This window comes from Pseudomonas sp. SDO5271_S396 (assembly GCF_054071795.1).
In genome coordinates this window covers 1-26,818 of the sequence record NZ_JBSVWB010000004.1, presented here as the reverse complement: position 1 = coordinate 26,818, position 26,818 = coordinate 1, and the positions used below count along the sequence as shown (strand labels likewise).

At 62.1% G+C, this 26,818-nt stretch carries 25 protein-coding genes; 12 read left to right on the top strand and 13 right to left on the bottom strand.

The genetic code is table 11. The annotated features are described in order from the left end of the window. Positions 1-2: 2 nt before the first annotated feature. Both ACW9IN_RS04635 and ACW9IN_RS04630 read right to left on the bottom strand, forming a co-directional pair. Positions 3-854, bottom strand: coding sequence for a CAP domain-containing protein (locus ACW9IN_RS04635; RefSeq protein WP_457364773.1), 852 nt, complete (start codon positions 852-854; stop codon positions 3-5). Between the two features lie 81 nt (positions 855-935). After that, positions 936-2,150, bottom strand: a complete 1,215-nt coding sequence (locus ACW9IN_RS04630) for an MFS transporter (RefSeq protein WP_457364772.1) — start codon at positions 2,148-2,150, stop codon at positions 936-938. 114 nt (positions 2,151-2,264) lie between these two features. Between ACW9IN_RS04630 and ACW9IN_RS04625 the strand changes: the two genes are divergently transcribed. Together ACW9IN_RS04625 and ACW9IN_RS04620 are read left to right on the top strand one after the other, a co-directional pair. Then, entirely contained in the window at positions 2,265-3,149 is an 885-nt protein-coding gene (locus ACW9IN_RS04625; protein ID WP_457364771.1) for a LysR family transcriptional regulator, read from the top strand. Positions 3,150-3,205: 56 nt separating this feature from the next. Further along, positions 3,206-3,883, top strand: a complete 678-nt coding sequence (locus ACW9IN_RS04620) for a GNAT family N-acetyltransferase (RefSeq protein ID WP_457364770.1) — start codon at positions 3,206-3,208, stop codon at positions 3,881-3,883. A gap of 76 nt (positions 3,884-3,959) precedes the next feature. Here the strand turns inward: ACW9IN_RS04620 and ACW9IN_RS04615 are convergent, their stop codons facing one another. Next, complete coding sequence (locus tag ACW9IN_RS04615; protein WP_457364769.1) at positions 3,960-4,337, bottom strand: COG4315 family predicted lipoprotein; 378 nt, start codon at positions 4,335-4,337, stop codon at positions 3,960-3,962. 112 nt (positions 4,338-4,449) lie between these two features. Then, positions 4,450-5,052 carry a TetR/AcrR family transcriptional regulator gene (locus ACW9IN_RS04610; protein ID WP_457364768.1) on the bottom strand — a complete coding sequence of 201 codons (603 nt, stop codon included), beginning with the start codon at positions 5,050-5,052 and terminating at the stop codon, positions 4,450-4,452. Between the two features lie 83 nt (positions 5,053-5,135). On the opposite strand from ACW9IN_RS04610, the gene ACW9IN_RS04605 reads away from it, so the two are divergent. Next, the gene (locus ACW9IN_RS04605) at positions 5,136-5,735 is read left to right on the top strand and encodes an NAD(P)H-dependent oxidoreductase (RefSeq protein ID WP_457364767.1); all 600 of its coding nucleotides are present in this window, start codon (positions 5,136-5,138) and stop codon (positions 5,733-5,735) included. 1 nt (position 5,736) lies between these two features. On the opposite strand, the gene ACW9IN_RS04600 is transcribed toward ACW9IN_RS04605, so the two are convergent. The 4 genes from ACW9IN_RS04600 to ACW9IN_RS04585 all read right to left on the bottom strand — a co-directional run bounded on the left by ACW9IN_RS04600 (position 5,737) and on the right by ACW9IN_RS04585 (position 9,509). Beyond that, positions 5,737-6,126 (bottom strand): hypothetical protein, encoded by a 390-nt coding sequence (locus ACW9IN_RS04600; RefSeq protein ID WP_457364766.1) that lies wholly within the window; start codon positions 6,124-6,126, stop codon positions 5,737-5,739. Between the two features lie 32 nt (positions 6,127-6,158). Continuing rightward, positions 6,159-7,415, bottom strand: coding sequence for a 3-phosphoshikimate 1-carboxyvinyltransferase (gene aroA / locus ACW9IN_RS04595; protein WP_457364765.1), 1,257 nt, complete (start codon positions 7,413-7,415; stop codon positions 6,159-6,161). A gap of 208 nt (positions 7,416-7,623) precedes the next feature. Beyond that, complete coding sequence (locus ACW9IN_RS04590) at positions 7,624-8,178, bottom strand: UPF0149 family protein (RefSeq protein ID WP_457364764.1); 555 nt, start codon at positions 8,176-8,178, stop codon at positions 7,624-7,626. Positions 8,179-8,252: 74 nt separating this feature from the next. Beyond that, on the bottom strand, positions 8,253-9,509 hold the full coding sequence (locus ACW9IN_RS04585; RefSeq protein WP_457364763.1) for a chloride channel protein: 1,257 nt from the start codon (positions 9,507-9,509) through the stop codon (positions 8,253-8,255). Positions 9,510-9,702: 193 nt separating this feature from the next. On the opposite strand from ACW9IN_RS04585, the gene ACW9IN_RS04580 reads away from it, so the two are divergent. After that, positions 9,703-10,515, top strand: a complete 813-nt coding sequence (locus ACW9IN_RS04580; RefSeq protein WP_457364762.1) for a crotonase/enoyl-CoA hydratase family protein — start codon at positions 9,703-9,705, stop codon at positions 10,513-10,515. Between the two features lie 5 nt (positions 10,516-10,520). Beyond that, the gene (nudC, locus tag ACW9IN_RS04575) at positions 10,521-11,354 is read left to right on the top strand and encodes an NAD(+) diphosphatase (protein WP_457364761.1); all 834 of its coding nucleotides are present in this window, start codon (positions 10,521-10,523) and stop codon (positions 11,352-11,354) included. On the opposite strand, the gene ACW9IN_RS04570 is transcribed toward nudC, so the two are convergent. The 3 genes from ACW9IN_RS04570 to ACW9IN_RS04560 form a co-directional block, all read right to left on the bottom strand. After that, entirely contained in the window at positions 11,322-12,101 is a 780-nt protein-coding gene (locus tag ACW9IN_RS04570) for a TSUP family transporter (RefSeq protein WP_457364760.1), read from the bottom strand. The two genes, nudC and ACW9IN_RS04570, sit on opposite strands and share 33 nt — an antisense overlap. Positions 12,102-12,231: 130 nt before the next feature. Then, a complete protein-coding gene (pcsA, locus tag ACW9IN_RS04565) occupies positions 12,232-12,951 on the bottom strand; it encodes a phosphatidylcholine synthase (protein ID WP_457364759.1) in 720 nt (239 codons plus the stop codon). 149 nt (positions 12,952-13,100) lie between these two features. Beyond that, positions 13,101-14,015, bottom strand: coding sequence for a class I SAM-dependent methyltransferase (locus tag ACW9IN_RS04560; protein WP_457364758.1), 915 nt, complete (start codon positions 14,013-14,015; stop codon positions 13,101-13,103). 192 nt (positions 14,016-14,207) lie between these two features. On the opposite strand from ACW9IN_RS04560, the gene mdeB reads away from it, so the two are divergent. Further along, a complete protein-coding gene (gene mdeB, locus ACW9IN_RS04555) occupies positions 14,208-16,886 on the top strand; it encodes an alpha-ketoglutarate dehydrogenase (RefSeq protein WP_457364757.1) in 2,679 nt (892 codons plus the stop codon). A 125-nt stretch (positions 16,887-17,011) separates the two neighbouring features. Here mdeB and ACW9IN_RS04550 read toward each other — a convergent pair whose 3' ends face one another. Next, on the bottom strand, positions 17,012-17,500 hold the full coding sequence (locus ACW9IN_RS04550; protein WP_457364756.1) for a DUF1289 domain-containing protein: 489 nt from the start codon (positions 17,498-17,500) through the stop codon (positions 17,012-17,014). A gap of 730 nt (positions 17,501-18,230) precedes the next feature. Here ACW9IN_RS04550 and ACW9IN_RS04545 point away from each other — a divergent pair. From ACW9IN_RS04545 to ACW9IN_RS04520, 6 genes are all read left to right on the top strand, one after another. Further along, the gene (locus ACW9IN_RS04545; RefSeq protein ID WP_457364755.1) at positions 18,231-20,819 is read left to right on the top strand and encodes a glycosyltransferase; all 2,589 of its coding nucleotides are present in this window, start codon (positions 18,231-18,233) and stop codon (positions 20,817-20,819) included. Next, positions 20,819-22,267 carry a radical SAM protein gene (locus ACW9IN_RS04540; protein WP_457364754.1) on the top strand — a complete coding sequence of 483 codons (1,449 nt, stop codon included), beginning with the start codon at positions 20,819-20,821 and terminating at the stop codon, positions 22,265-22,267. The genes ACW9IN_RS04545 and ACW9IN_RS04540 overlap by 1 nt, the downstream gene beginning before the upstream one ends. Next, positions 22,267-23,064, top strand: a complete 798-nt coding sequence (locus ACW9IN_RS04535; protein ID WP_457364753.1) for a hypothetical protein — start codon at positions 22,267-22,269, stop codon at positions 23,062-23,064. The genes ACW9IN_RS04540 and ACW9IN_RS04535 overlap by 1 nt, the downstream gene beginning before the upstream one ends. Positions 23,065-23,152: 88 nt before the next feature. Continuing rightward, complete coding sequence (locus tag ACW9IN_RS04530) at positions 23,153-24,301, top strand: MFS transporter (RefSeq protein ID WP_457364752.1); 1,149 nt, start codon at positions 23,153-23,155, stop codon at positions 24,299-24,301. Positions 24,302-24,315: 14 nt separating this feature from the next. Beyond that, complete coding sequence (locus ACW9IN_RS04525) at positions 24,316-25,116, top strand: hypothetical protein (RefSeq protein WP_457364751.1); 801 nt, start codon at positions 24,316-24,318, stop codon at positions 25,114-25,116. Positions 25,117-25,169: 53 nt separating this feature from the next. Beyond that, positions 25,170-26,633, top strand: coding sequence for an MFS transporter (locus ACW9IN_RS04520; protein WP_457364750.1), 1,464 nt, complete (start codon positions 25,170-25,172; stop codon positions 26,631-26,633). A gap of 66 nt (positions 26,634-26,699) precedes the next feature. Here the strand turns inward: ACW9IN_RS04520 and ACW9IN_RS04515 are convergent. Next, positions 26,700-26,818: hypothetical protein (locus tag ACW9IN_RS04515; RefSeq protein ID WP_235369420.1), on the bottom strand; the 119-nt coding region annotated here is incomplete at its 5' end.

The window sequence follows — 26,818 nt, the reverse complement described above, 5'->3', positions numbered from 1 at the left end:
GACTATTGGGAACCGAAAACCCCGGTCCAGTAAATGCCCGCATCGCTCTTCGGGTCCATGGCATAGGCTGCACCCAGGTCGCGAAATTGCGGGTTCATCAGGTTGGCGCAATGCCCTGGGCTGGCGAGCCAGCCGTCCACCACTTTGCGTGGAGTGTCCAGGCCGGCGGCGATGTTTTCGCCGATGTTCTTCGCGATGTACCCGGCCAGTTCGGCACGGTCGCCCGGGGTGCGGCCGTCGTGGTCCAGATGGTCGAAGAAGTTGCCGTTGGCCATGTTGCGGGTGTGACTGTTGGCGGCGCCCGCCAGGTCATCGTTCCACGACAGGGGCGTGGTCGCGGCAAACGCCTGGGTGCCGCACTGGCGTGGCTGTTGACGGGCGGTGTTGATCAGGCTCAGCAGTTGCTTGCCTTCGGTCTGCCAGTCGCCCAGGCCACTGGACAGCAACGGGCGCGCAAGCACGATGCGCCAGTCCTGGCCACTGTTGCTCACACCGATGTCGACGAATTGCGGGTCCAGCACTACACGACAGAAACTCTCGCGCACCGCCTTCATCGCGGCCTGGGCATCCCGGGGACCGGACAGACTGATGGCTTGCACATTCACCATGGGGTAGGCGGCGCGGGCCAGGGCCTGTTGCAAGTCGCCGACATTGGTGGCCGGCAGCACCAGGCGCGTGTCGCTGGCCAATGGCGGCAGTTCCTGGGAACCCTGGTCGCCGCAGCGTTGCACCTGGCTGCGATACTGGTTGATCTGTTGCACCAACTGACTTTCTTCATTCGCCAACGCGCTGGCGCAGAACGCCATGTTGGCGGCCAGCGTCGTAAGACCCATCATCAATGACAGAACGCGCATGGACGTTACCCTTGAGCTTGAAAGTGCCCATGATGCGCGATGTAACCCGGTCTGGCGCAACGCCTTTTTTGTTTTTTTGCCTTAACGGGCGTTTCGCAACGCATTCACGGCGCCATGACGGCCCCAGGCAAACAACCCGGCCAGAAGGATGAGGCCAAGTGCCACTGTGAAGGTGGCGTGCAGGCCATTTGCTACGGTCTGCGGCGCTGCCCGGGTCACATCGGGTGCGGCCCAGGCAAATACCGCGCCGAGGGCCGAGGCACCGAACAGCAGGCCCAGGTTGCGCGACAGGTTGAGCAGGCCCGAGATCGTGCCACGGCGCGCGGGCTCGACATCCCTCATCACGGCGGTGTTGTTGGCAGCCTGGAACAGGCTGTAGCCAAGGGTGAGTATGACCAGCGCGCCGAGATAGGCGATCAGTCCCGAGGCTTGCGACAACAGCAGCGCGCCGCACAGCAAAACGCCGAGCCCTGCCAGCGTGGTGCGCCGGCTGCCCAAGCGCTCGGTGAGCCGGCCAGCGGGCACGCCGGCAAGGGCCGCGACACAAGGCCCGACGGCCATAGTCAGGCCCATCCACTCGGGGCTCAGGCCCAAGCCACGGGACAGATAGAAGGGACCCACCACGAAGGTAGCCGTGATCACCGCTGATACCAGCGCGCTCATCGCCAGCCCGGCGCGCAGTGATCCGTCCTGCAAGGCTTGGGCAAAGGTCGTAGCCGCCGTGGGCGCTGCAGGGCGACGATCCACCGGCAAGCAGCGCCAGGCGAAGAGGGCGGTGAGCACGCCCAGGGGCGCACCGACCAGAAACAGCGCCCGCCAACCCCACAGCCCCAGCAACAATCCCCCGACGCTGGGACCCATGGCGGTGCCCATGGCCGACATGGTCGCGAGCAGGCCCATTGCGCGACCGGTGCGCTCTTTGGTGACGGTGTCGCCGACCATGCCGAGGGCCATGGCCATCATGCTCGCCGCGCCTAGGCCCTGAAGGGCGCGCGCGCCCACCAGCCATGCCAGGGATGAGGCCGCGCCACACAGGGCACAGGCAAACGCGAACAGCAGCAAACCGGCGAGCAGCAAACGGCGGCGTCCCAGTCGATCCCCGAGACGACCGGCGGTGACGATCACGGCGGTGATGGCCAGCAGATACGCCAGGACCACCCATTGCACCGCAGCAAAGGACGCGTCGAACGCCTGCGCCAGGCTGGGCAGGCCGACATTGGCGATGCTGGTACCCAGGGAGGCCAGCAAGATGGACAGGGACAGACTGACGAGACTGCCGCGAGAGGACGGGCGCATGGGACGACTCCTTGAGTGAACGCAACTGTCACAAATCTACGGCCTGGCCTAACATGGCGGAAGACGCATGGTTTGCAATAAATAGCTGCATATGACGCCATGTGAGGAGTGCCGATGCCTGACCTGAATTTATTGATCACCCTGGACGTATTGCTCGCCGAAGGCAGTGTCGCCCGTGCCGCCCAGCGCCTGCGCCTGAGCCCGTCCGCCATGAGCCGTGCCCTGGCGCGCCTGCGTGAAACCACAGGCGACCCGTTACTGGTACGTGCAGGGCGTGGCCTGGTGCCGACCCCCCGTGCGGTCGAGTTACGCGAACAGGTCAGCCGCCTGGTACAGGATGCCCAAGCGGTGCTGCGTCCGGCGCAAGCGCTGGACATGGCCGAGGTCAAGCGCACCTTCACCCTGCGTGCCAGCGAAGAGTTCGTCGAGAATTTCGGCCCGGCGCTGCTGGCACGCATCGCCCGGGAAGCCCCTGGCGTGCGCCTGCGCTTCGTGCACAAGACCGACAAGGACAGTGCGTTGCTGCGTGAAGGCAGTGTCGACCTGGAAACCGGCGTGGTCGACCCCACCGCCAGCCCGGAAGTGCTGACCCAGGCGCTGTTTCGCGACCGCTTGATCGGCGTGGTGCGCAGCGGCCACCCTTTGAGCCGGGGTGAGGTGAGTGTTCGGCGTTTTGCCGAGGGGCAGCATGTGTATGTGTCGCGGCGAGGGCAGGATCGTGGCCAGATCGATGACGCCCTCGAGGCCCAGGGCCTCAGCCGTCACATCACAACCATCGTTGCCGGCTTTGCCACGGCCATCGCCCTGGCCCGCGATACCGACCTGATCGCCAGCGTGCCCGAGCGCTACACCGCGCACCAACGCAATGGGCTGCATTGCTTTGCGCTGCCCGTCACGCTGCCGACGTTCACCGTGGCCATGCTCTGGCACCCCCGATTGGATGCTGACCTGGCCCATCGCTGGTTGCGCAGCTGCCTGCGCGAGGTGTGCGGGTACTGACGGGGCCGCAACAGGTACAATCGCCGCTGCCTTGACGTGAAACCCCAGGAATCTGCATGTTCAGCCTTACCCGTTACACCACGCCGTGCCCCGAGCCTATCAATGGCCAGATCCTGCAACTGGTGGTGGACAACCTCACCGACATCAGCAGCGTGGCGCTGCCGCCGAGCAACCTGCTGTACAACATCTATCAATATGCGATTGGCTTCGAGGTGCACCTGTACCTGGAGGCGCTGAATGGGGCGAAGGGGATTGCGGTCGAACTGATCGTGGCAACAGAGGCGCAAGACCCGGACAAGGTCATCGGCTTTCTATTGTGCCTGCCGGTGAAGGACGACTCCGACGCCTGCGGCATCCCCTTCATGGCCGTGCAGGCGGGCTTTCGTCGCCAGGGCGTGGCGCGCGCCATGATGGGCGAAGTGCTCGGGCGCTATCCCCACGCCGAACTGGCGTGTGCGGTGGAAAAAGTACCGGCATTCGAGGCCCTGGGCTTTCAAGTGCGCGGTGCGCGCGCAACCCAGGTGCTGATGAACACACGTGATTACGGCACGGAAGGCTTGATGGGCGTACTGGAGGTGGACGCGATCTACCGCTCGCTGGAGGTGCGCCAGATCCATACCTACCTGCTGCAAAAGCACGGCAAGCGCGCGATGGTGGACGCGGAGAAACAGCGTGATCGGCATCTGGACCAGCTGGCGCGCAAGGTGCAACGCTTTGTGAATGAGCAGCGCTGAAGCAGGCTTGGGGTGGGGGGGGGAAAAACACCCCCCCCCCCCCCCCCCCCCCCCACTACCGCTGCCAGCGCGTGTCTTATGGCTTGGCCAGGTTCCAGTTGCCGCCAACGCCGTCACCGGTGATGTCGCCCGGCTTGCTGTCCTTGACCCAGGTGTACAGCGCCTGGCCCTTGTAGGCCCATTGCTTGCTGCCATCGTCACGGGTGATCACGGTGTAGCCGTCGGCGTCTTTCGCGGTGGCCGACGCGGTGAAGGCTGGCCAGTTCGCCAGGCACTGGCCGCTGCACACCGATTTGCCGGCGGTGTCTTTGGCGAAGGTGTAGAGGGTCATGCCTTTGCTGTCCACCAGCACTTTGCCTTTGGCGCTGTCCGCGACTTTGGCGGGGGCGGCGAAGGCCATGGAGGAAGCACACGCGAGCATCACAGCAGCAGCGAGGGAGAATTTTTTCAGCATGACAAACTCCTGGGTCTTTTCTAGTTGGGGTACTGGCCTTGTGCTGTATTCACAAGCCGTACTCAGGTAAACACCCGTCACGCCGCTTTATTCCTCCCTGCTGAATAATTATTTAACCGCGACTGCGCCGGACCATCGCCAGGATGGTTGCCAGCAACTCCTGCTGCGCGTCTTCACGGCTGATTTCACCGCTGGCGGCGGCGTGGGACAAGGCTTCCGCCGCTCCCAGCATGGCGCGTAAGCCTGCCTGGGCCAGCGTGCCGTCCGGGGCGAAGGGCGCCAGGGCCGCGCGGCACTTGTCGAGGAAGACCGCCTCGTACTGGCGCTTGAGGGTTTCCAGTTGCGGCGAGCTGCTCAGCGCGGCGATCACCCCCGGAATTTCCCGACCCTGCAACAACACACAGTCGACATAGGACGAGGCGATCACCCAGGCCCGGTCCTCCAGGGTCGCGTTGCTGGCCTCGATGGCCTGGCTGAACACCTGGTCCTGGCGCCCGTCGAAGTCTACATACAGCGCCGCCAGCAACCCGGCCCGGGTGACGAAATGGTCATAGACCACCGGTTTGGTGACGCCCGCCAGTTCCGCTAGACGGCCCAGCGTCAGGGCCTCGGTGCCTTCATCGCGCACCAGTTGCCAGGCCACTTCCAGTAATTGGCGCAGGCGCTCCTCGCGGGGCAGGCGACGACGTGGCGCAGGGGATTCAACACTTGACATGCTTATATACCAAAAGTAACTTGATCGCGTTAACTTACCAAAAGTAGCTTGTTCCCAGCCTAAACCGAAAGGGAGTCAATGTCATGCACGCACTGATCGTTGTTGCCCATCACGACCCGCAATCCCTCACCCACAGCCTAGCGGCCGAGGTCGCCGCCGGCCTGGCCGCCTGCGGTCACAGCAGTGAAGTCGCCGATCTTGCCGCCGAAGGCTTCGACCCGCGCTACAGCGCCGCCGACCACCGCGTACACCGCACCCGCGCCACGCCACCCGCCGATGTGCTGGCCGAGCAGGCGCGCATCGACCGCGCCGACGCGTTGGTGCTGGCATTCCCCATCTACTGGTGGTCCATGCCCGGCTTGCTCAAGGGCTGGATCGACCGGGTATTCGTCAACGGTTGGGCTATCGACTACGGGCCGGATACCCCGGTGGTGAAAAAACTGCGGCATCTGCAGGTGCATCTGTTGGCGTTGGGCGCGGCGGATGACGACGCGTTCGATCGACACGGCTATGCCAAGGCGATGCGCACCCAGATCGACTACGGGATTTTCGATTACTGCGGGGCGAGGGTGGTGACGTCCGCGCTGTTGCTGGATTCGGAAAGTGGCGGGGCGCAGCTGCATCTGAAGAAAGCCCGGGCGCTGGGTCAAGCGCTGTTCGAAACCGAGGCCGTCGCCGGCTGACTCACAGGTCGCGAAACAGGTCGTTGGCGTCGAGCAGGCGGTAGGCGATTTCCGGGCGTTTTTCCATGCCCCGGCGAATGGCGGCGGGAATCGATTGCCGGGTTTTGCGGCACAGCCCCGGGAGTTCGTCGATCTCGATCTGAATGCCGCGCATGCTCTTGACCTCGGTATGCCCCGGCGCGACATGCACGCGGATGCCCAGTTGCTGGTACATCAGCTGTTGCATGCGCTCCAGGTCTTGCAGGCTCTTGAGATCTTCGAGGCGGTCGAGCAGGATTTTTTCCTGCTGGCGTGTCAGTTGCAGGATACGCAGGTCGGCGCCCGGGGCATCCAGCAACTGTTCGCGGTCACACACGCAGGCGCCGGGTGGGCAGGGCTGGCGAATTGTCATGTGCATTGCCTCCCCATTCCGACGCGAACCTCTTAATAGCTCAGTTGAACCCCGAGGCTGCCCAGGGCCTTCCAGTACTCAGGATAGGTCTTGCCGACGCAGTCCGGGTCCTGGATGCGAATGCCCGCGACCTTCAAGCCGGCCAGGGCAAAGCACATGGCGATGCGATGGTCGGCGTGGGTGTCGATCAAGGCCTGGCACGAGGTTCCGGCCAGGGCCGGATCGCTGGCCACCAGCAGGTCGTCGCCCTCGATGGTTGCCAGGCCCGGGCGAATTTCGTTGAGGCCGTCATGCAGCGCCTGCACGCGGTCACATTCCTTGACGCGCAAATTGGCCAGCTCGGTGAAGCGCACCGGTGTGTTGTTGAACGCGGCCAGCACGGCGAGGGTCGGGATGGCGTCCTGCATCTGCGAGCCGACCACGGTGGCCTGCATGTTCGGGAACTGGGCGATCACGGCCTGGGCCTTGGCGTCCGGCTGGGTGAAGTCTTGGGCGGCCACACCGATATCGATGCGCCCGCCGGTCAGTACCTCGGCAGCCCACAGGTAGGTCGCGGCGGAGGCGTCGGGTTCGATCAAGTAATCGTGGGCGGTGTAGCCGGTAGGCGCGACGCGCCAGGTGGTGTCGTTGACTTCGCTCACTTGCGCACCAAAGGCACGCATGCAGTCCAGGGTCAGGTCCACATAACCACGGGCACCGATGTCCTTGCCGGTGAGGGCGACTTCAATCGGCGCTTCGCCGCAGGCTGCCAGCATCAGCAGTGCCGACACGTACTGGCTGGACAGGCCGCCGTCGATCTCGAAGCGCTTGGCCTGCACGTTGCCCACGCCGTGCACGGTGACCGGCGGGCAGCCGGTGGGGCTGTCAACGCGGATACCGTTTTGGCCGAGGGTGGCCAGCAGGGGGCCAATCGGGCGTTTTTGCATGTACTCGTCGCCGTCCAGCACGACTGTGCCCTCGACGGTGGCCACGGCGGCGGTGAGAAAGCGCATCGCGGTGCCGGCGTTGCCGAGGAACAAGGGTTGGGCGGGCAATTGCAGTTTGCCGGTACTGGTGACGACGAAGGTGGTGTCGTCCGGTTCGTCGATGGTCACGCCCATCTGGCGCAGGGCCACCGACATATGGCGGGTGTCGTCGCTTTTGAGTGCGCCGCTCAGGCGGCTGGTGCCCTTGGCCAGCGCCGCCAGCAGCAGGGCGCGGTTGGTGATGGATTTGGAGCCGGGGGGTGCGACCTTGCCAGTGAGGGGGAAATCGGGCGGTGTCACGGTCACGGTTTTCTGCGAACTCAAGGTACAGGGCTCCTGTTTCAAGGCAAGGGCGGCGGGCGGAGTCGAATAATCGGGTATTGGGGCGGTGGTTGTCGAGCTTGGGTGCAGGTATTTACCGGGTGTGCATCAATTCCCGCGGGAGCTGGCTCGCCTGCGAAAGCGGTGGGTCAGGCTGCCGCTCCATTGGCAGTGCCGCCGTCTTCTCCGGCTCGACAAGCCGGCTTTCACCTTATCGCTTGGCCAGCCAGTAATCATGCAGCGCCCGCGCAGCGGGTTCGATTTCGCTGACACGTTGCTGGTGGGCGGTTACGTCCAGGTCCGCCGGCAGTTCGAAGTTGTCCTGTTCGGCGCACCAGGAGATCTTTTCCAACTCGGCTGCCTGGGCGGCTGGCAGTTCCGGCCAGTTGCCGATGGCGGCGCCGCGGATGTAGCCGAAGCACCATTCCTCGGCGAGTGTCACGGTGTGGCCCTGATGCTCGGTGTCGTCGAAGCGGGCGTTGAAGGCGCTGGCGTCGGTTGCCAGTTGTTCGGCCAGGGTGTTGAGGTGGCGCACGCACAGTGCCAGGAAGTGCTGGGCTTCTTCGACGCTTTCCCAGTCGGGGTTCTCGCCACCCCAGATCGCCGGGAACCATTCGCTCACGTCCACCGGTGTCGGGCCGGACACCAGGGCGGTGAAGTAGCCGTCGAGTTCGGCCAGGTTCAGCACCGAGTGGTCGTCGCCGTACTTGAGCAGGGTCTCTTCGAGGGCTTCGAATTCGGCGTGGGTGAGGGGTTGGGCGTGCATGGGCATATCCTTTCAACGTCGAACGCCGCGCGCGAGGCGGCTCAAAGCGCGAAGGATGGCCTGTGCGTCGGCATTTATCCAGCGTTTTCCAGACGTTGGCACAGCTTGCTCACGCACACCGAGCCCACCACAGCGAGGATGATCGGCACCAGAAAGTCATGGTCGATGCGGGTGAATTCCGCCACCAGCACAATCGCCGTCAGCGGCATGTTCATGCTGGCGGCCAGGAAGGCGGCCGCGCCGATGATCGCGAAGGCGCCCAAGGGCACGCCGGGCCACGCCAGGCTCCAGGCGCCGCCGAGGATGATCGCCAGCAGCGCGCCATTGGCCAGGCCCGGCGTGAGCAGGCCGCCTTCGGCGCCGGCGCGCAGACTGCTGGTGGTGATCAGCACCTTGACCAGCAGCAACAGCGAGGCCAGGCCGATGCTCAGCTCATTGTCGAAACCCAGTTGTGCCGGGCCTTTGCCGTTGCCGAGGATGTGAGGCAGCCACATGGCCAGCACGCCGATGATCGTGAAGTTGAGCAATGCCAATACCGGCAGGCGCCAGCCACGGGCGGCATGGGCCCGTGCCGTGCCGGTCAGGCGGGTGAAGCCGTATGCCGCCAGGCCGAACACCGGCCCGCACACCACGGCCCAGCTGATCAACGCTGGGCTCAATGCAAAGTGCGGCACGACATACTGCGACTCCGCCCCCAGCCCGATCCAGGCCACCGCCGCGCCAATCGCCGAGGTGGCCAGCGCAATGATCGCTGCCGGCCAACTGAAGGCGCCCACCAGCACTTCCAGCACAAACACCGCGCCACCCAAGGGCACGTTGTACACCGCAGCCAGGCCGGCACCGGCGCCGCAGGCAACGATCAGCCGATGCAGCTGCGGCGCCAGGCGCGCCCTCCGCGACAACCAACTACCGGCCAGGGCGCCGACTTCGCGCGGCGCTACTTCGCGCCCCAGCGGCGAGCCCAGGGCCACGGTGATGATTTGCAGCACTGCGTGGGCGAGGGTGGTTTTGGGCGGCATGTCCGGCATCTGTTCCGAGACGGCCTGCTTGATGCTCACCAATGGGCGGCCATAGCGGTACACCGCCCACCAGCCGAACCCCGCGACCAGCCCGCAGATCACCAACACGCTCAAGCGTCGTTCGGGCGTGGCGGTGGTCACGCCCCATAGAAAGGTTTCGTGGCTGACCAGGTTGTCGAGGCTGTAGCCGTAGGCCAGGTGCTGGATACCGTGTAGCAACAGGGCCAGCAACATCCCGCCCAATCCGGCGCCGATTCCGGTCAGTACCACCACCAGGGCGAGGATCAAGGATGAGCGAAAGGTCGTCGGCATGGGCGGCTCCGGGCAGTGGCCCTGATTGTATAGCCGATAAATCGATGGCCCCGGGTGAAATGTATCGGTGGCGCATGCAGGCCTGCATCCACAACATTCCATTACGTTTTGCCGTCCCGTTTTTGGCAGATGCGCCGTCCTGCAGCCTTGTTATAGTTCGGGCCTTATCACTCGCCAGTCAGGGATCACTGCCATGTCCGAATACCAAGCTTTCGTCGTCGAACTCACCGGCAACGTTGCCCATGTGCAGATCAACCGCCCGGAAAAGATCAATGCGATGAACGCCGCGTTCTGGAGCGAAATCATCGATATCTTCCAGTGGGTCGAAGACACCGACGCCGTGCGCGCCGTGGTGCTCAGCGGTGCCGGCAAACATTTTTCATCGGGTATCGATCTGATGATGCTGGCCTCGGTGGCCAACGAGTTCGGCAAGGACGTGGGCCGCAACGCGCGTCTACTGCGCCGCAAGATCCTGGAGCTGCAAGCCTCGTTCAACGCTGTCGACAACTGCCGCAAGCCGGTGCTGGCGGCGATCCAGGGTTATTGCATCGGTGGCGCGATCGACCTGATCAGCGCCTGCGACATGCGCTACGCCGCCGAAGGCGCGCAGTTCTCGATCAAGGAAATCGACATCGGCATGGCCGCCGATGTCGGCACCCTGCAACGCCTGCCGCGCATCATCGGCGACGGCATGTTGCGTGAGCTGGCCTACACGGGGCGTCAGTTCGGCGCCGAGGAAGCGCGCAGCATCGGCCTGGTCAATCGGGTCTATCCCGATCAGGACAGCCTGTTGGCCGGGGTGATGGAGATTGCCCATGAAATCGCCGCCAAGTCGCCGATTGCCGTGGCCGGCACCAAGGCGATGATCAGCTACATGCGTGACCACGCGGTCAATGATGGCCTGGAATACGTTGCCACCTGGAACTCGGCTATGTTGCAATCCAACGACCTGCGCGTGGCCATCGCGGCCCACATGAGTAAGCAGAAACCCGAATTCGTGGATTGACTGACATGACCCCAGGCTGGATTACCACAACGCTGCTGGATAACGACACCCCTGGCGGCTGGGCCGTCGCCCGCAGCCGCGACGGCTTTTTGCATGACACCAACGGTCCGCTGTTCCCCCGGGAATGGCTCAAGCGCCAGGACCTGGCCGTGTTCGCCGAACACGGCATCGGCCACCTCGACGGCGAACCGGTGTACCTGCTGGAGCTGGACGCTGCCGGTGAGGTGCCAGGTTGCAGTTGGCAAGGGCTGCGCGGCTTCATGCTGCAAGGCGATCACACCCTGTACAAAGTACTGGGCTACGCCGCGCAGATCGGCACCTGGGCGCGGGAGCACCGGTTTTGCGGCAGTTGCGGCCAGGCCATGGTCCAGGTGCCGCGGGAGCGGGCGATGCATTGTGCGGCCTGCGACCTGCGCAGCTACCCACGGATTTCTCCGAGCATGATCGTGCTGGTGACCCGTGGCGACGAGATCCTGCTGGCGCGTTCGCCGCGCTTTGTGACCGGGGTCTACAGCACCCTGGCCGGGTTCGCCGAGCCCGGGGAGTCGGCCGAAGACTGCCTGATCCGCGAAGTGCGCGAAGAAGTGCAGGTGGAGGTCAAGAACATCCAGTACATGGGCAGCCAATGCTGGCCGTTCCCGCACTCGATGATGCTGGGTTTCCATGCCGAGTACGCCGGCGGCGATATCGTGCCCCAGGCCGACGAAATCGAGGACGCGCAATGGTTCAATATCCACGACCTGCCGCCATTGCCGGCGTCGCGTTCGATTGCGCGTTACCTCATCGACCTCTACCTGGCCCGCCGTTTAGGTCACGCTGAACCAGTGCTGCCAGGCTAGGCGTACCGTCAGGCCGAGGACCACGGTGATGAACACCGGGCGAATGAATTTGGCGCCGCCGCTGATGGCACTGCGGGCGCCAAAGAACGCGCCACACATCACCGAAACGCCCATGGCCAGGCCAACGATCCAGTCCACCGACCCATTGATGATAAACACCGTCAGCGCGCCTGCGTTGCTGACAAAGTTCATGCTGCGCGCCACGCCGCTGGCTTTCACCAGGTCGATGGGGTGCAACAGCATAGTGCTCACGGTCCAGAACGCCCCGGTACCCGGGCCGGCCACGCCGTCGTAGAAGCCCAGACCGAAGCCCTGGGTGGATTGCCATTTCTTCTTGATCGGCGCATCGGCGTCCAGCGGCGCCTTGGGCGTGCCGCCGAACAGCAGGTACACGCCGCAGGCGAACACAATCACCGGCAGCATTTTGTTCAGGGTTTCGGCAGGCAGGTAGTGCGCAACCACCGCGCCGCTGAGCGCCCCGACCAGCGTGCCGACGATGGCATGTACCCACTGGCGCGGGTGGAACAGCTTGCGGCGGTAGAAGGTGAAGCTGGCGGTGGCCGAGCCGAAGGTGGAACTGAGCTTGTTGGTGCCCAGCACCAGGTGCGGCGGCATGCCGGCTGTGAGCAAGGCGGGCGTGGTAAGCAGGCCGCCGCCGCCGGCGATCGCATCGATGAAACCGGCGATAAAGGCGACAAGCGCCAGGATGGCGAGGGTGGTGAGGTCAACGCTGAGTTCGAAGGGCATGGGCAGGGCTTATGGCTGGCAGGGTGCGCAGCGAAGGGGCTGCGCCAAAGGCCTGCATCTTACCTGCCGGATGTAGGGAGTTCCAATGTGGGAGCAGGCAAGCCAGTTCCCACATTTTTACGGTGCCCGCTTAGGACCTGTGTGTTTCGAGCCACTCCAGCGCCGTACGCCACACACAAATCCCCAGGAAATACGCCGACATCAGCGACCACAGCCCAAACGTCCACGGGTTGGTGTTGGGGTAGTCCACCACCATCAAGAAGCTGCACAGCAACCAGATCGTGGTCACGGCGATATTGATCGGCATGAAGCGCTTGACGCGGAACGGGTGCAGGAATTTCATCGGCGTCACGGTCAACAGCGCCAGGCCGATCACGGTCGCGAGGGTCACCCAGGCTTCCGGCTGAATGATATAGACGCACAGCGCCACCACGTTCCAGGCGGCGGGGAAACCGACGAAGTAGTTGTCCTTGCTCTTCATGTTCACGTTGCAGAAGCAGAACAGCGACGACACCAGGATCACCGACACGGTGAACAGGTGGGTGAAGTCCGGCAGGTCGATGTAGCGGTAGATGAACAACGCCGGGATGAACACATAGGTCAGGTAATCGATCACCAGGTCCAGGACCGAGCCGTCGAAGCTGGGCAGTACCGTACTCACATTGACCCGTCGCGCCAGGGAGCCGTCGACGCCATCGACCACCAGCGCCAGGCCCAGCCACAGCAAACAGGCCTTCGGTGAGTTTTCCAGCAGCGCCAGGGTGGCCAGAAAGGCCAGTACCACACCGGTGGCGGTAAAGCCGTGGGCGCCCCAGGCTTTGAGTCTGGCTACATGCAGGGTCGATATCACGGGCGGTTCTCCGAAAGGTGAAACGGGGCAGCCGACAGCGCGACGCCGTCGAGTCTGGCCAGGGAATGCAGGTATCGACCGGGAAGGGGGGGATAAGGTTCACCGCCCCGGCGTATCACTTAGCGTAGCAAGGGTCCGGCATTTCGGCATCAGCCCTGGCGGAACACCAGCGCCTTGAGGCCGCTTTGGGCATCAATATCAGGAAATTCCGGCGGGTTTTGCAGCCGTTCGATAAAGCGCAGGCCCGGCGCCTCGCGCGTGACGCCATCGATCAGGAAGTCTTCGCCAAAGGCCGGGTCGTTCATGCACGCCAGCACCGTGCCGTCGGGCGTGAGCAGATCCGGCAGGCGTCGCAGCACACGCTGGTAGTCCTTGGTCAGCAGAAAACTGCCTTTCTGGAACGACGGCGGATCGATGATCACCAAGTCATAGGGCCCGCTGTTGGTGACCTTGGCCCAGGATTTGAACAGGTCGTGGCCCAGGAAGCTCACTTTGTTCAGGTCATGCCCGTTCAGGCGGTGGTTGTCACGCCCACGGCTCAGGGCACCACGGGCCATGTCCAGGTTCACCACGTGGTCAGCGCCGCCTTCGATGGCCGCCACGGAAAACCCGCAGGTATAGGCAAACAGGTTAAGCACGCGCTGGCCCTTGGCTTGTTCGCGCACCCAGTTGCGGCCGTAGCGCATGTCGAGGAACAGCCCGCTATTCTGCTTTTTGCCCAGGTCGATCAGGTAGCGCAGCCCGCCTTCGGTGATGGTCAGCTCGTCGACCGGGTTGCCCACCAGCCATTCGGTGGTGCTTTGCGGCAGGTAGCGATGTTGCAGGGCCACGGTGTATGCACTGAGTTGCGCGCGTAGCAGCTGTTTCAGGGCCTCCAGCTGCGCAGCTTCAGGCTCCTTGAACAACGCGACCAGTATCACGCCCTGCAGCCAGTCCACGGTCAGTTGCTCCAGGCCCGGCCAGCACCGGCCCCGGCCATGGAACAGACGACGGGTTTCCGCCGGCGGAGTGGCCAGGGCGTTGAGCAGGTGAGTGTGCAGGGTGGCGAGTGCGTCTGGGGTCATCGTTGAGCGTCGGTCGTTGAGCGGGCGGCATTTTAAACATAATTGCGAGGTCTTGGGGTGCTTGAGCATATCGTGCTGGGAAAACCTTGATTGGCAGTGAATCATGCTCAAAATATTGAAAAGTGCGCCTGATAACAGGCAAAAAATCCTTTGGCGCCGCCATAAACTGGAAAAAAACGCCTGGAGGTGCCCATGAACGGTTTCGCAAATGCAGTGAACGACACAGCAATGGACCAGCAAGAGCTGGACGAATGGCGCGACGCTCTGGCGTCTCTGGTGGCCAATGCCGGCCCGGCGCGGGCGCGGCAGATCCTCGACCTGCTGGCCGGCGATGCCAGTGCCCCGCACATCGACTGGAAACCGCGCCACGGCACGCCTTACGTCAACAGCATCAGCGTGGAGCAGCAGCCGGCATTCCCCGGCGACCTCGCCACCGAAGAGCGCCTGGCTTCCCTGGTGCGCTGGAACGCTTTGGCCATGGTGGTGCGGGCCAACCAGGCCTATGGCGAACTGGGCGGCCATATCGCCAGTTACGCCAGTGCGGCGGATTTGTTCGAAGTGGGCTTCAACCATTTTTTTCGTGCGCGCAACGACCGCTTTGGCGGTGACCTGGTGTTCTACCAACCCCATTCCGCGCCCGGCATTTATGCCCGGGCCTTTCTGGAAGGGCGCCTGAGCGAAAGCGACCTGGCCCACTATCGCCAGGAAATCGGCGGCCCCCAGGCCGGTGCGCGCGGGTTGTCGAGCTATCCGCATCCATGGTTGATGCCGGACTTCTGGCAGTTTCCCACCGGCTCCATGGGCATCGGCCCTATCAGTTCGATTTTCCAGGCGCGGTTCATGCGTTACCTGCACCATCGCGGCTTACAGGACACCACCGACCGCCATGTATGGGGCGTGTTCGGCGATGGAGAAATGGATGAGCCGGAAAGCATGTCGGCCCTGACCCTGGCGGCCCGCGAAGGCCTGGACAACCTGACCTGGGTGGTCAACTGCAACCTGCAACGCCTCGACGGGCCAGTGCGCGGCAATGGCCGGATCATCGATGAGCTCGAAGGCTTGTTCGCCGGCGCCGGCTGGAACGTGATCAAGCTGGTGTGGGGCTCGGACTGGGACGCCTTGCTCGCCAAGGATGCCGATGGCTCTCTGGTCAACACCTTGTCCACCACCGTCGATGGGCAGTTCCAGACCTTTGCCGCCAAGGACGGTGCCTACAACCGCGAACACTTCTTTGGCCAGAGCGACGCCCTTAAAGCGCTGGTTGCCGGTATGAGCGACGAACAGATCGACCGCCTCAAGCGTGGCGGCCATGACATGGTCAAGATTCACGCCGCCTATTCTGCGGCGCGACGGGTCAAGGGCAAGCCCACGGTGATTCTCGCCCAGACCAAGAAAGGTTTCGGCATGGGCGAGGCGGGGCAAGGCAAGATGACCACCCACCAGCAGAAGAAGCTTGATCGCGACGCGCTGATCGCCTTCCGCAATCGCTTCCAGTTGCCCCTGACCGACGAACAAACCGAATCCCTGAGCTTCTTCAAACCGGGCGAGGACAGCCTGGAATTGCGTTACCTGCACCAACGGCGCAACGCCCTCGGCGGTTTTGTGCCGAGCCGCAGCCAGATTGCACCCACCGTCGAGGTGCCGCCGATTGCAGGCTATGCCGGTTTTGCCACCCTGGCCGAAGGCAAGGAAATGTCCACCACCATGGCCTTCGTGCGCATGCTCAGCAACCTGCTCAAGGACAAGGCCCTCGGCCCGCGCATCGTGCCCATCGTCGCGGACGAGGCGCGCACCTTCGGCATGGCCAACCTGTTCAAGCAGATCGGCATCTATTCCAGCGTCGGCCAGCGCTACGAGCCGGAAGACATCGGCTCGATCCTCAGCTATCGCGAGGCCACCGATGGGCAGATTCTGGAGGAGGGCATCAGCGAGGCCAGCGCCATCAGTTCCTGGGTCGCGGCGGCCACCAGTTACTCGGTGCACGGTTTGCGCATGTTGCCGTTCTACATCTATTACTCGATGTTCGGCTTCCAGCGCATCGGCGACCTGATCTGGGCCGCCGCCGACCAGCGCGCCCGGGGCTTTTTGCTCGGCGCCACCGCCGGGCGCACCACCTTGGGCGGTGAAGGTCTGCAACACCAGGACGGCAGCAGCCACCTCACCGCCGCCACCGTGCCGAACTGCCGTGCCTACGATCCGGCGTTTGCCGGGGAGTTCGCGGTGATTCTCGACCACGGCATGCGCCAGATGCTGGAACAGGCGGTGGACGAGTTCTACTACGTGACCCTGATGAATGAAAACTACCCGCAGCCCAGTCTCCCACAAGGGGTGGAAGCGGCGATCATCAAGGGCATGTACCGTCTCGAAGGCGCGCCGAACGCCCGGGTGCGCCTGCTCGGCGCCGGCACACTGGTGCGCGAGGCCCAGGCCGCAGCGCAGTTATTGGCCGACGACTGGCAAGTGGCTAGCGAGGTATTCAGCGTGACCAGCTTCAGCGAGCTGGCGCGGGATGCGCGGGAGGTGGAACGCTGGAATCGCTTGCACCCGCAGGCCGTAGCGCGAGTGAGCCATGTGAGCGCCTGCCTGCCCAAAGGCGCGCCAGTGATTGCGGTGTCCGACTATGTACGGGCGGTGCCGCAGATGATCGGTTCCTATATGGACTCTCCTTACACGGTTCTGGGCACTGACGGGTTCGGGCGCAGTGATACCCGGGCGGCGTTGCGCGATTTCTTCGAAGTGGACCGCCATCACCTTGTGCTGGCTGCACTGACGGCGTTGGTGGTGCAGGGGGAACTGGCCGCGAGTGTGTGTCAGCAGGCGATCGAGCGGTATGGCATGCAATCGGAGCGTGCCGCGTCCTGGATCTCTTGACGGGCGCAAATCAAAAAATGTGGGAGCGGGCTTGCCCGCGAATACGGTCTGACAGTTGACGAATGTGTTGACTGACACACTGCCTTCGCGAGCAAGCCCGCTCCCACATCGGTTTTGCGATGGGTTTAGAGGGTGGCGATCAGCGCCGGCCCAAAGGCTTCCTGCAGAAAGCCCGGGGCGATATACCGCTCGTAATGCGCCTCGGACAGCAGGAAAAACTCGCGGTCGACCGCGTCGCGCAAGTCCGCCAGGCTGCGTTCGCGGAACTCCGGCAACAACCCCAGCCCATAGGCCTCCAGCTTGGAAATCACCCGCGCGCCCCGAGCAATCAACTGATACGCCCAGCAGTAGGGCGACTGGTGCGGCATGAAGCGGATCTTGCGGTTTTCCAGTTGCTGGCGCAGCAACTGTGCGTCGAACACTTCCAGCTTGCTGGCCATCACTTGCACCAACAATTGCTCCAGGCGCAGCCACACCGCCTGTTTCTCCTCAAAGCTGTAGCCGTTCCACTGGATCACTTCGTGGTGATAGCGCTTGCAACCCCGGCAGACCAGGTCACCGTAGACGGTGGAGCACAGGCCGATGCAGGGGGTCTTGATGGTGTGATTGGGCATAAAAAAACGTCGTCAGGTGAAACAGCACGGCCTCGGCAGAGGGCGTTTCGCAGGCATTAACGATTTCCCGCGGCGCATAGTCTGAGGTTTTTTGGACCCCCGTGTCACCCGTATGCGCATGATTTTGTACAGAAAGAATGCTTGACAGGTATGAGGCGCGCGGAGAACACCGGCGTGGCTGGAAGCCGCACTTTATGTATATCGGTCACGATGTAAGGCGCTATGCCATTAATGGCCTGTAGCTACCAAGTTAAGGGCATAAGTGCAGGAACTGTCGCAAATGCCGCCCTTAAAATTGGATCCCCAAAAAAAATAAAAACTTGTCCTACAAGAGCCTTGATTTCACTCGTACAGACGAGTATTTTTTCCTACAGCATATTACGCAGGAAGCTTCTAACAATAATTATGAAAAGATCAAACGCATCCATCGCCACATGACAGTATGAAGTTGAAAGACTGGCCAGGTGCCTTCTTTTAATCTGATACGTAAGTACATGCTTGCGCGTCTTCATCTGCAAAAAAAGTATAAATTTCCGTGCGAAAGTGCGGGGCGTCGATGCTTTTTTAACAGTGTCATGTTCAGTTAAAGCTCCAGCGTTATTCCAAATAGTCGTTATGAGTACGTAATCATCCATGCATCTTTATTGGTTTGGAGAGTATTGCTATGCCTGCCGGAGCGATATTTATATCATTTGATGCCGTCGCGGTATCGGGAATCACTGTTGAGGCCTTGAAGATCGCCAAGGGTTTCGATCAAAAGGGCGTCAAGCTTTATCTGGACCTGGGCTATGACATCAAGGTCGACAAGGGCAACTTCAACAAACCTTATAGTTATGAAACCCATCTCTACAAAGATATCTTCACCTTGGTGCGCGTCGACGCTATCGACACCATCCCCCATTACAACGTCGACTTCATCGAACACTCCCATGGGGTCCTGATCGCCGAGAAAATACCGGCATCCCCCGAGGAAAAAGGCCGCCTTGTCAGTGCCGTTCAGGTGTCGGCCCAGGCCTTGGCCCAGCGCATCGTCCAGCAGTGGGACGCATTGAACATCCGCTACGTTATCGTCGAAAACGGCACGCTGCCCGAAAACATCATCTACACCCAGGCGCTTTACCTGGCGATCGAGGCTTACGGCAACCAGCACGACCTGGGTAATTTCGTGATCTGGCGTGACCACGACCTGATGTGGAGCAGCGAAAAAAGCGCGATGAAGTACGGGCCAGAGCCCTACACCCACGCGGTCAAACCCGTGCGCTCGCGGCATATTTCCTATGTGACCCTGAACAACGACCTGAAAAACCGGCTGGAGGCGTGGTGCAACCACGAGGTCGAGGTCAAGGTACGTAAAAACACTTACGATTTCAGCGGGCAAAGCCAGTACGCCAACATCAAGGAGCGTCTGGACATTCGTGATACCGACATTCTGATTGCCCGGACCACCCGGATCATTCCGCAAAAACGCCAGGACCGCGATATCTACCTGGTGCAGCAATTGAACCAGCGGTTCGCCGACAGCGGCAGCCCGCGCCGGGTGTACCTGGCGGTAGCGGGCGATCCGCAAGAACATCCCGGGTTTTTCAATACGCTGAATAATCTGGTCAAGGAGTTGCAAGTTGAAGCCTATGTAAAGTTCATTGGCTCGTTGTCCCATGACGTGATGCGTTCGAACAAGTCGGACATCAGTATTGAAGACCTGTATTACTCCTGCGATCTGGTTTCTTTTTTAACCTCATGGGGTTACGACAGTTATGGCAACCCGGTGGGCGAAGCCATCAGCAGTCGGCGCTGCTATATCGCAACGAGCTATGAATATTATCAAGAGGTGTATGGCCAGCACGGATTCGAAGCCCCCGTCATGGCGATTACCGAAGAGCAGGACGGGCTGCCGGACGAGGCATTCATTAATGAGGTTTACCAGCTGTTGAATAACCGGCTGCAGATGGAGAGGGTGGCTCGACGCAACTTCTCGATTGGGCGGCGGGCACTCGCCAATAACGTAATGAGCATGTTGGACTTGAATTCTTCTGGAGAAAGTATGCGTGATTCCGTATTTGTCTCGGTGGTGCTGCCGCTTTATAACGAAAGCGACCGCATTGATAGCGTTCTGGACTCTTTGTTCAATCAGAAAACAGAAGGGGGGCTGATTACCCACGCCACCTATGAACTGATCTTTGTCGACAATAACTCGACAGACGATTCCATCAAGAAAATCAATGCGTTCAAGGCCAATAACCCCTCGCTTGATATTTATGTGATCGAAGAAACCACCCAAGGCGTTTCATCGGCACGTAAACGCGGCATGGATTACGCCTCCGTGCGGTCCAGGAACCGCGATATCCGCATTGGCGAAGAGAACAAGCACTACATCGTTTCGGCGGATGCCGACTGCACCGTCGACCCGTACTGGCTGCATGCCTTGATCCTGAAAATGATCGAAGAGGACGGCGACCTCGGCACCTGCAATTACTACTACAACGAAGCCGCCTTCGAAAAGCGTCCGAACCTGTACAACGAAATCCAGAAAACCCTGCGCTGCCGTGAAGTGTCCTTCTCGCTGTTCGGCGGTTTTCCGGACGGCAAGGGCTTCGCGGTGGAGCGCGGCTTGTACGACAAGGTCGGTGGGATCGAGATTTTCTACCAGTTGGACAAGGGCCGTTTCGTCGAGCATTTGTCCGACGACTGGGACTTTGGCATCCGTGTAATCGCCTGGGGCGGTAAACCGGTCTACGCCCACAAATCGCGTATCGAGATCAACAGCCGCCGCGTGGACACCATTCTCGACGAGGTGATCACCGGCAATGCCTACGGCCAGGACGGCATCATCATCATGAAGGACGTGCGCCCGGACGTGGAGCAACAGATCCCCACCCTGAGCGACACCACGCCGGCGCAGTCGGTACAGGCCTGGCATTACTCGATCAAGGATTTCGTGCCGAAAAACATCGCGCTGCCGGCACTGCTCAACCCGCAGATCCTGCTGGAAAACCCGGCGGTGCGGGACTTCTTCGGCGGCCCGGTGGCTGACCGCATGTACCAGCGCATTCATGAAATCAAGCACAGCTCGCGGGTGATCGACTTCAAGCCGATCCATGCCTACAAGACCCCCAGCTACCGCCTGTACTTCGAGTTCCGCGAAGAGATCTTCAGCGCCTTGCGCCGCGCCGTGGGTGAAGACATCGGCTTCCCGCCGCCGTTGCCCGAGTGCTTCGAGACCGTCAAGCCCGAGGACTTCGAGCGCTTTGTGTACTACTTCGCCGAAGACCGCGAGTCGGGTGAAGCCCACAACTATTTTGCCAACGGCGGGGTGTTCTGATGACCAGCGAAGCGCTTGTATCACTCAATGACATCGACCCGAACTACCCGACGCCGCGGGTCTATGAGTTCCTTGCGGATCCGGACAACAGCGCGTTCCTGGAGTACGTGTACAACGACCCGTTCGGCTGCCACGTATTTCCCGGCGATATTCCCGATTACCCGCTGCCGTCGTTTTTCCAGGACATGGACAGCGAGATCCGCCAAGCCAGGCAGATTCACCTGTGGGCCTATATTCCCACCTGCCGTTATCGCTGCCATTTCTGCCAATACCCCACGGTGATCCTGAATCCCAAGGCCGCGTCGTCCCAGGTGGTGTTCAAGGACCTGGTGGATTACAACATCAAGGAAGCCACGATGTGGCTCGAAAAAGTCCCGAGCCTGGCGCAGGCCGAGGTCGGCGAGTTCAACATCTTCGGCGGCACACCTTCGCTGCTGCCGGACCCCGAGTTGCGCCGGCTGATGGCGTTCTACCGCAGCCACTTCAACTTTTCCGTCGCCACCATGCGCTTCGAGGGTGAGCCGGGCACCTTGAACAAGGAATACCTGCTGCTGCTCAAGGAGCTGGGGTTCACCAAGATCAGCTTTGGCGCCCAGTCGTTCGATGACCGCATCATCACCGCCTGCGGGCGCATGCACTCGGCTGAAGAGTGCGTGGATACCATCTATTACGCCCGCGAACTGGGCCTGGACTGGGTCAGTGTCGACCTCATCTACGGCATGCTCGGCCAGAGTGTGGATGACGTGAAATACGACATGCAGCGCACCCTGGAGCTGGAACTGTCCCACGTGGTGATCGCCAAGCTGCACATGGAAGAGTTCATGAAAAGCCGCACCGGCGTGTCGGGCGAGAAACAGAGCCACTGGCAGCGCAAGGGCCTGATCAACATCAACAACATGACCTTCCCGGGCCTGGGCAAGCAGTACCAGATGCGCGAAGTGGTGGAGCAGCACCTGAACGCCGAGTACGGCGAACACCCCACCATGTACTTCCACCAGAACGGGCGGGAGGCGGAGAAGTGGAAAGGCCTGATCACCGACCTCGACAAACAGTACCCGGAAGTTGCGATTGGCCTGGGCGGCAGTTCCAAGTGCACCCGCGCCGAAGCGATCAACATCACCGGCTACGCCAAGTACAAGCAGGCGCTGGACGAAAACCGCCTGCCCATCGATAACAGCCGGGGCATGTCGGCGCTGGCGCGGGAAGTCAACGCGTTCAAGATGGCCTTGTCCACCCTGGTTCCCGTGGATGACGCAGTGTTCAAGCAGCGCTTTGGCGGCAACAGCTTTTTCGACAACCCGGTGATCAGCCGTACGCTCGACAAGCTGGTGGAGAAAGCACTGGTGACCGTCGAGGGCGATCTCGTGCGCCTGACCACCAATGGGGTGACGTTGGTGGAAGCGGTGATCAACACCCAGTTCGATACCCAAGCCGCTGGAGGCCACTGATGAGCCCATCCACAGCCCCGGTGTTCAGCCTGCACTACGTGGCCATCGACCATGAAGCCGGGGTGACGCCGGAACAATTCGAGCAGTTCGTGCGGCACAAAGGCGTGCACATTCCGTGCTATCCCGGCTGGCGCTGGACATTGCTGCGCGGCTTGCGTGGCGAGCGGGCCGGGCAGTTTCTGATGCTGTTCGAGATCGACAGCGCCGAGCAGCGGGACCGCTACGTGGGCGCCGACGGCAACAAGACCGAACTGGCTCGCCAGTTCTGGCGTGACCATCCCGAGGCGCTGGATATCCTTGGCGAGTGGAAACGCTACGGCACTTACAGCGAACTGCCCACGCTGTTCACCGACTACCGGTTGCTCGCCGAGAACACCAAAAGCACCGTGCCTTACGGCCCACGTTATGAAGACCGGCCCGGCAAGGAGCCGGTGGCGCGGGTGATCGGCCTGCACAACCTCGCGCTGCGCGCCGATGTGCAGCCGCACACCTTCGAAACCTTCATCGCGCAAAACCACCACCGCATCGAGGATTACCCGGACTGGAAGTTTCGCTTGCTCAAGGGCGAGCGGGGCAACCGTCTGGACCAATACGTGGTGTTCATGGAGATCGCGAGCCAGGCTGCGCTGGATGTGTTTTATCCCGAGCCGGACATCGCCACCGACCAGGCAGCGATTTTTGCCCGGGCGCACCGCGACACCAAGCAGATGTACGAAGAGTGGAAACAACTGGCGTCGTTTTCCGGCTCGCCGCAGATCTACACCGACTATCTGGCGGTGGCGCAAAGTCTGAACTGACCCGGTGTACCGGCGCGGCCCGCACGGCGCGTCGGTCCCTGAGGTCTGTGCTCAAGAAGGTGAACGCTCTGTGAATGTTTCTGCCGTAGTGCTTGATTCAAATGTCCGCCAGCAACGTGCCACACGCAGCATTTTTTTCATCGCGGGGCTGGGCATGGCGTCCTGGGCGCCGCTGATTCCGTTTGTCAAAACCCGGCTCGACGTGAACGACGGCACCCTCGGGCTGCTGCTGTTTTGCATTGCCGCCGGATCGATGCTGGTCATGCCGTTTACCGGTCGCGCCATTGCCCGGTTCGGTTGCAGGGCGCTGATCCTGGCCTGCTCGGTGGTGTTCTGCCTGGTGCTGCCGTTCATGATGTACGCCACGTCTCCCCTGGCGATTGGCGCAGCCTTGCTGGTGTTCGGCGCGGTGAATGGGCTGCTGGACGTGTCGATGAATGCCCAGGCGGTGATTGTCGAACGCGAAAGCGGGCAGGCACGGATGTCCGGTTTTCACGGCTTCTACAGCATCGGCGGCGTGGCCGGGGCAGGGGGCGTGAGCGTGTTGCTGTGGGCGGGCTTGATGCCGTTGCCGGCGATTTCACTGGTGGCGTTGTTGATCGCGCTGGTGGTGTCCCGGGCCGCGCCGCATTTATTGGCCAAGCGGCCGGTGGAGCCCGGTGAGTCGGGCGGTACGCTCCAGGCCCTGGCCCATCCGGGCGTGCTGTTTCTGGCCGCGTTGTGTTTTTTCATCTTCATGATCGAAGGCGCAATGCTCGACTGGTCCGCCGTGTTCCTGCACACCGAACGCAGCATGGACAAGAGCCATGCCGGGTTCGGCTTCACGTTGTATTCCATTGCCGTCGCGCTGGGCCGCTTGTATGGCGATCGCCTGGTCAACGCCGTGGGCCGCCAACGCGTGCTGGTGCTCGGCAGCCTGTGCGCGGCGGCCGGCGTGCTGTTGCTGGTCAGTGTCGACCACACGGGCGTGGCGCTCGGCGGGTTCATCCTGGCAGGGGCGGGTTTGTCCAACATCGTGCCGATCCTGTTTACCGCCGCCGGCAATCAGCCCGGTGTGCCGTCGAATTTCTCCCTGCCGGCGGTCACGCTGATTGGCTACACCGGCCTGCTGAGCGGGCCGGCGCTGATCGGCTTCATCGCGCATCACTCAAGCCTCACCGCCGTGTTTGGCGCCGGTGTGGTGATCATGTTGCTGGTGGCTTCCTGCGCCCGACGCATTGCGCGTTACGGCGCTTAACCCAAGGAGTTTTTATGAGTCAATTATCCGGTCCGGTGTTCAGCCTGAACTACATTGGCCTCAACTTGAAAAAAGGCGTGACAGCCCAAGACTTCGAAAACTTCGTGCGTGAAAAAGGCGTGGGCATTCCGGCGTACCCGGGGTGGCAGTGGACCTTGCTCAAGGGCCTGCGCGGTGAACGGGTGGACCAATACCTCATGCTGTTCGAAGCGCCCAGTGCCGAAGATTACGCACGCTACATCGATCACAACGGCGACCCGACCGCCCACGCCCAGGTGTTCTGGCACGAGCACCAGCAGGCCCAGGCGCTGATCGAAGAATGGAAGACTTACTCGACCTATGCCGAGCGTCCAACGATTTATTCGTACTACGGCCTGGTCGCCGAAAACACCCGCAGCTCCTTGCCCGAAGGCCCCAACTACCGGGCCGCGGCGCCGGGCCAAGTGCCCGTGGCGCGGCTGGTGGGGATCCACAACCTGGCGCTGCGTTCGGGTGTGGCCCCGGAAACCTTTGAACGCTTCATCACTGACAATGTCCACCGCATAGACGATTACCCGGGCTGGAAATTCCACATGCTCAAGGGCCTGGGCGGCAGCCGCCTGGACCAGTACGCAGTCATGCTGGAAATCGAAAGCCTGGAGTCGTTGAACTCGTTCCACCCCGAGCTGGATGTGTCGACCCTGAAAGCCCTGACGTTCGTGCGCGAGCACCAGGAAAGCGAGCGCATGTACGCAGAATGGCGCGAGCTGGCGTCGTTTTCCGGTGCACCGCAGATCTACACCGACTACATCACCATTGCAGGAAGCGGGGAGTAACTTCTCGGGCCCTTGTAGGGGGCCTGTCACGATGTTCCGAAAAGGATGTGCCGATGACGCTCCAAGGGCATGACCGCGTACGCGCAGAAGTGTTTGAAACCGATCTGCCGGCACGCCTGGATCGATTACCGTGGGGCCGTTTCCACTCCTTGATGGTGTTCGCGCTGGGCATTACCTGGCTGCTCGATGGCCTGGAAGTCACCCTGGCCGGCTCGGTGTCCGGCGCGCTCAAGAGCAGCCCTGAGCTGCACATGAGCAACTTCGACATTGGCCTGGCCGGCGGCGTGTACATTGCAGGCGCGGTGATCGGCGCCTTGCTGTTCGGCTGGCTGACCGACCGCCTGGGGCGTCGCAAGCTGTTCTTCATCACCCTGTGGCTGTACATCGGTGCCACGGCGGCCACGGGGTTTTCCTTCAATCTCGAATCATTCCTGCTGTTTCGCTTCCTGACCGGCATGGGCATCGGTGGCGAATACACGGCGATCAATTCGACCATCCAGGAATTCACCCCGGCCCGCTATCGCGGCTGGGTCGACCTGACCATCAACGGCACGTTCTGGCTTGGCGCGGCGCTGGGGGCGGGCGGGGCGATTGTGTTGCTGGACCCGGACGTACTGGGCGGCGACCTCGGCTGGCGTGTGTGTTTCGGCATCGGCGCCGCACTGGGCCTGGTGATTCTGGTGATGCGCCTGTGGCTGCCGGAGAGCCCGCGCTGGCTGTTGATCCATGGGCGGCATGACGAGGCGCGGCGTATCGTCGAAGGCATCGAAGAGAAGCTGCGCCAGCAAGGGCACACGCTTTCGGCGGTGACCGGCAAGCCGCTGCGCCTGCACGCGCGGGATCACACGCCGCTGGGGGAAATCTTTCACACCCTGTTCGTCAGTTTCCGCCGTCGCGCCCTGGTCGGCATGACCCTCCTGACCGCCCAGGCTTTTTTCTACAACGCGATTTTCTTCACTTACGCGTTGGTGCTGACCGACTTCTATGACGTGCCCTCCGAAAGCGTTGGCTGGTATGTGTTGCCGCTGGCCCTGGGCAATTTTTGCGGCCCGCTCTTGCTGGGGCGCCTGTTCGACGTGGTCGGGCGGCGCATCATGATCAGCGCCACCTATGCGATCTCCGGGGTGCTGCTGGTGATCAGCGGGTATGCTTTCGAGCAAGGCTGGCTGAGCGTCACTCAGCAGGCGGCGTCGTGGATGGTGATTTTCTTCTTCGCCTCCGCCGCCGCCAGCTCCGCTTACCTGACGGTGGCGGAGACTTTCCCGCTGGAAATCCGCGCGCTGGCCATCGCGGTGTTCTACGCCCTGGGGACCGGCCTGGGTGGCATCATCGGCCCGACCCTGTTCGGCCAATTGATCCAGAGCCAGGAGCGCAGCAGCCTGTTCATCGGCTACCTGATCGGCGCGGCGATGATGGTCGTGGCGGCGGTGGTGCAAGCGATCTGGGGCGTCGCAGCGGAGGGCAAGTCGCTGGAACATGTGGCCAGGCCGCTGTCCCAGGCCGCCGATACGGCGTGAGCCGACGTTGATGCAAAAAAAGCCCCGAACGTGTCGGGGCTTTTTTTATGTTGCGTCGCTCAGGAATCAATCCCAGCTCAGCGCACCACCGGTCTGGTACTCGATCACACGGGTTTCGAAGAAGTTCTTTTCTTTCTTCAAGTCCATGATCTCGCTCATCCACGGGAACGGGTTGGTGGTCCCTG

What these genes read in the sequence shown, in the direction of transcription:
- ACW9IN_RS04635 (WP_457364773.1), bottom strand. Translation starts at nt 854, where the DNA reads ATGCGCGTTCTGTCATTGATGATGGGTCTTACGACGCTGGCCGCCAAC.
- ACW9IN_RS04630 (WP_457364772.1), bottom strand. Translation starts at nt 2,150, where the DNA reads ATGCGCCCGTCCTCTCGCGGCAGTCTCGTCAGTCTGTCCCTGTCCATC.
- ACW9IN_RS04625 (WP_457364771.1), top strand. Translation starts at nt 2,265, where the DNA reads ATGCCTGACCTGAATTTATTGATCACCCTGGACGTATTGCTCGCCGAA.
- ACW9IN_RS04620 (WP_457364770.1), top strand. Translation starts at nt 3,206, where the DNA reads ATGTTCAGCCTTACCCGTTACACCACGCCGTGCCCCGAGCCTATCAAT.
- ACW9IN_RS04615 (WP_457364769.1), bottom strand. Translation starts at nt 4,337, where the DNA reads ATGCTGAAAAAATTCTCCCTCGCTGCTGCTGTGATGCTCGCGTGTGCT.
- ACW9IN_RS04610 (WP_457364768.1), bottom strand. Translation starts at nt 5,052, where the DNA reads ATGTCAAGTGTTGAATCCCCTGCGCCACGTCGTCGCCTGCCCCGCGAG.
- ACW9IN_RS04605 (WP_457364767.1), top strand. Translation starts at nt 5,136, where the DNA reads ATGCACGCACTGATCGTTGTTGCCCATCACGACCCGCAATCCCTCACC.
- ACW9IN_RS04600 (WP_457364766.1), bottom strand. Translation starts at nt 6,126, where the DNA reads ATGACAATTCGCCAGCCCTGCCCACCCGGCGCCTGCGTGTGTGACCGC.
- ACW9IN_RS04590 (WP_457364764.1), bottom strand. Translation starts at nt 8,178, where the DNA reads ATGCACGCCCAACCCCTCACCCACGCCGAATTCGAAGCCCTCGAAGAG.
- ACW9IN_RS04585 (WP_457364763.1), bottom strand. Translation starts at nt 9,509, where the DNA reads ATGCCGACGACCTTTCGCTCATCCTTGATCCTCGCCCTGGTGGTGGTA.
- ACW9IN_RS04580 (WP_457364762.1), top strand. Translation starts at nt 9,703, where the DNA reads ATGTCCGAATACCAAGCTTTCGTCGTCGAACTCACCGGCAACGTTGCC.
- nudC (WP_457364761.1), top strand. Translation starts at nt 10,521, where the DNA reads ATGACCCCAGGCTGGATTACCACAACGCTGCTGGATAACGACACCCCT.
- ACW9IN_RS04570 (WP_457364760.1), bottom strand. Translation starts at nt 12,101, where the DNA reads ATGCCCTTCGAACTCAGCGTTGACCTCACCACCCTCGCCATCCTGGCG.
- ACW9IN_RS04560 (WP_457364758.1), bottom strand. Translation starts at nt 14,015, where the DNA reads ATGACCCCAGACGCACTCGCCACCCTGCACACTCACCTGCTCAACGCC.
- mdeB (WP_457364757.1), top strand. Translation starts at nt 14,208, where the DNA reads ATGAACGGTTTCGCAAATGCAGTGAACGACACAGCAATGGACCAGCAA.
- ACW9IN_RS04550 (WP_457364756.1), bottom strand. Translation starts at nt 17,500, where the DNA reads ATGCCCAATCACACCATCAAGACCCCCTGCATCGGCCTGTGCTCCACC.
- ACW9IN_RS04540 (WP_457364754.1), top strand. Translation starts at nt 20,819, where the DNA reads ATGACCAGCGAAGCGCTTGTATCACTCAATGACATCGACCCGAACTAC.
- ACW9IN_RS04535 (WP_457364753.1), top strand. Translation starts at nt 22,267, where the DNA reads ATGAGCCCATCCACAGCCCCGGTGTTCAGCCTGCACTACGTGGCCATC.
- ACW9IN_RS04525 (WP_457364751.1), top strand. Translation starts at nt 24,316, where the DNA reads ATGAGTCAATTATCCGGTCCGGTGTTCAGCCTGAACTACATTGGCCTC.
- ACW9IN_RS04520 (WP_457364750.1), top strand. Translation starts at nt 25,170, where the DNA reads ATGACGCTCCAAGGGCATGACCGCGTACGCGCAGAAGTGTTTGAAACC.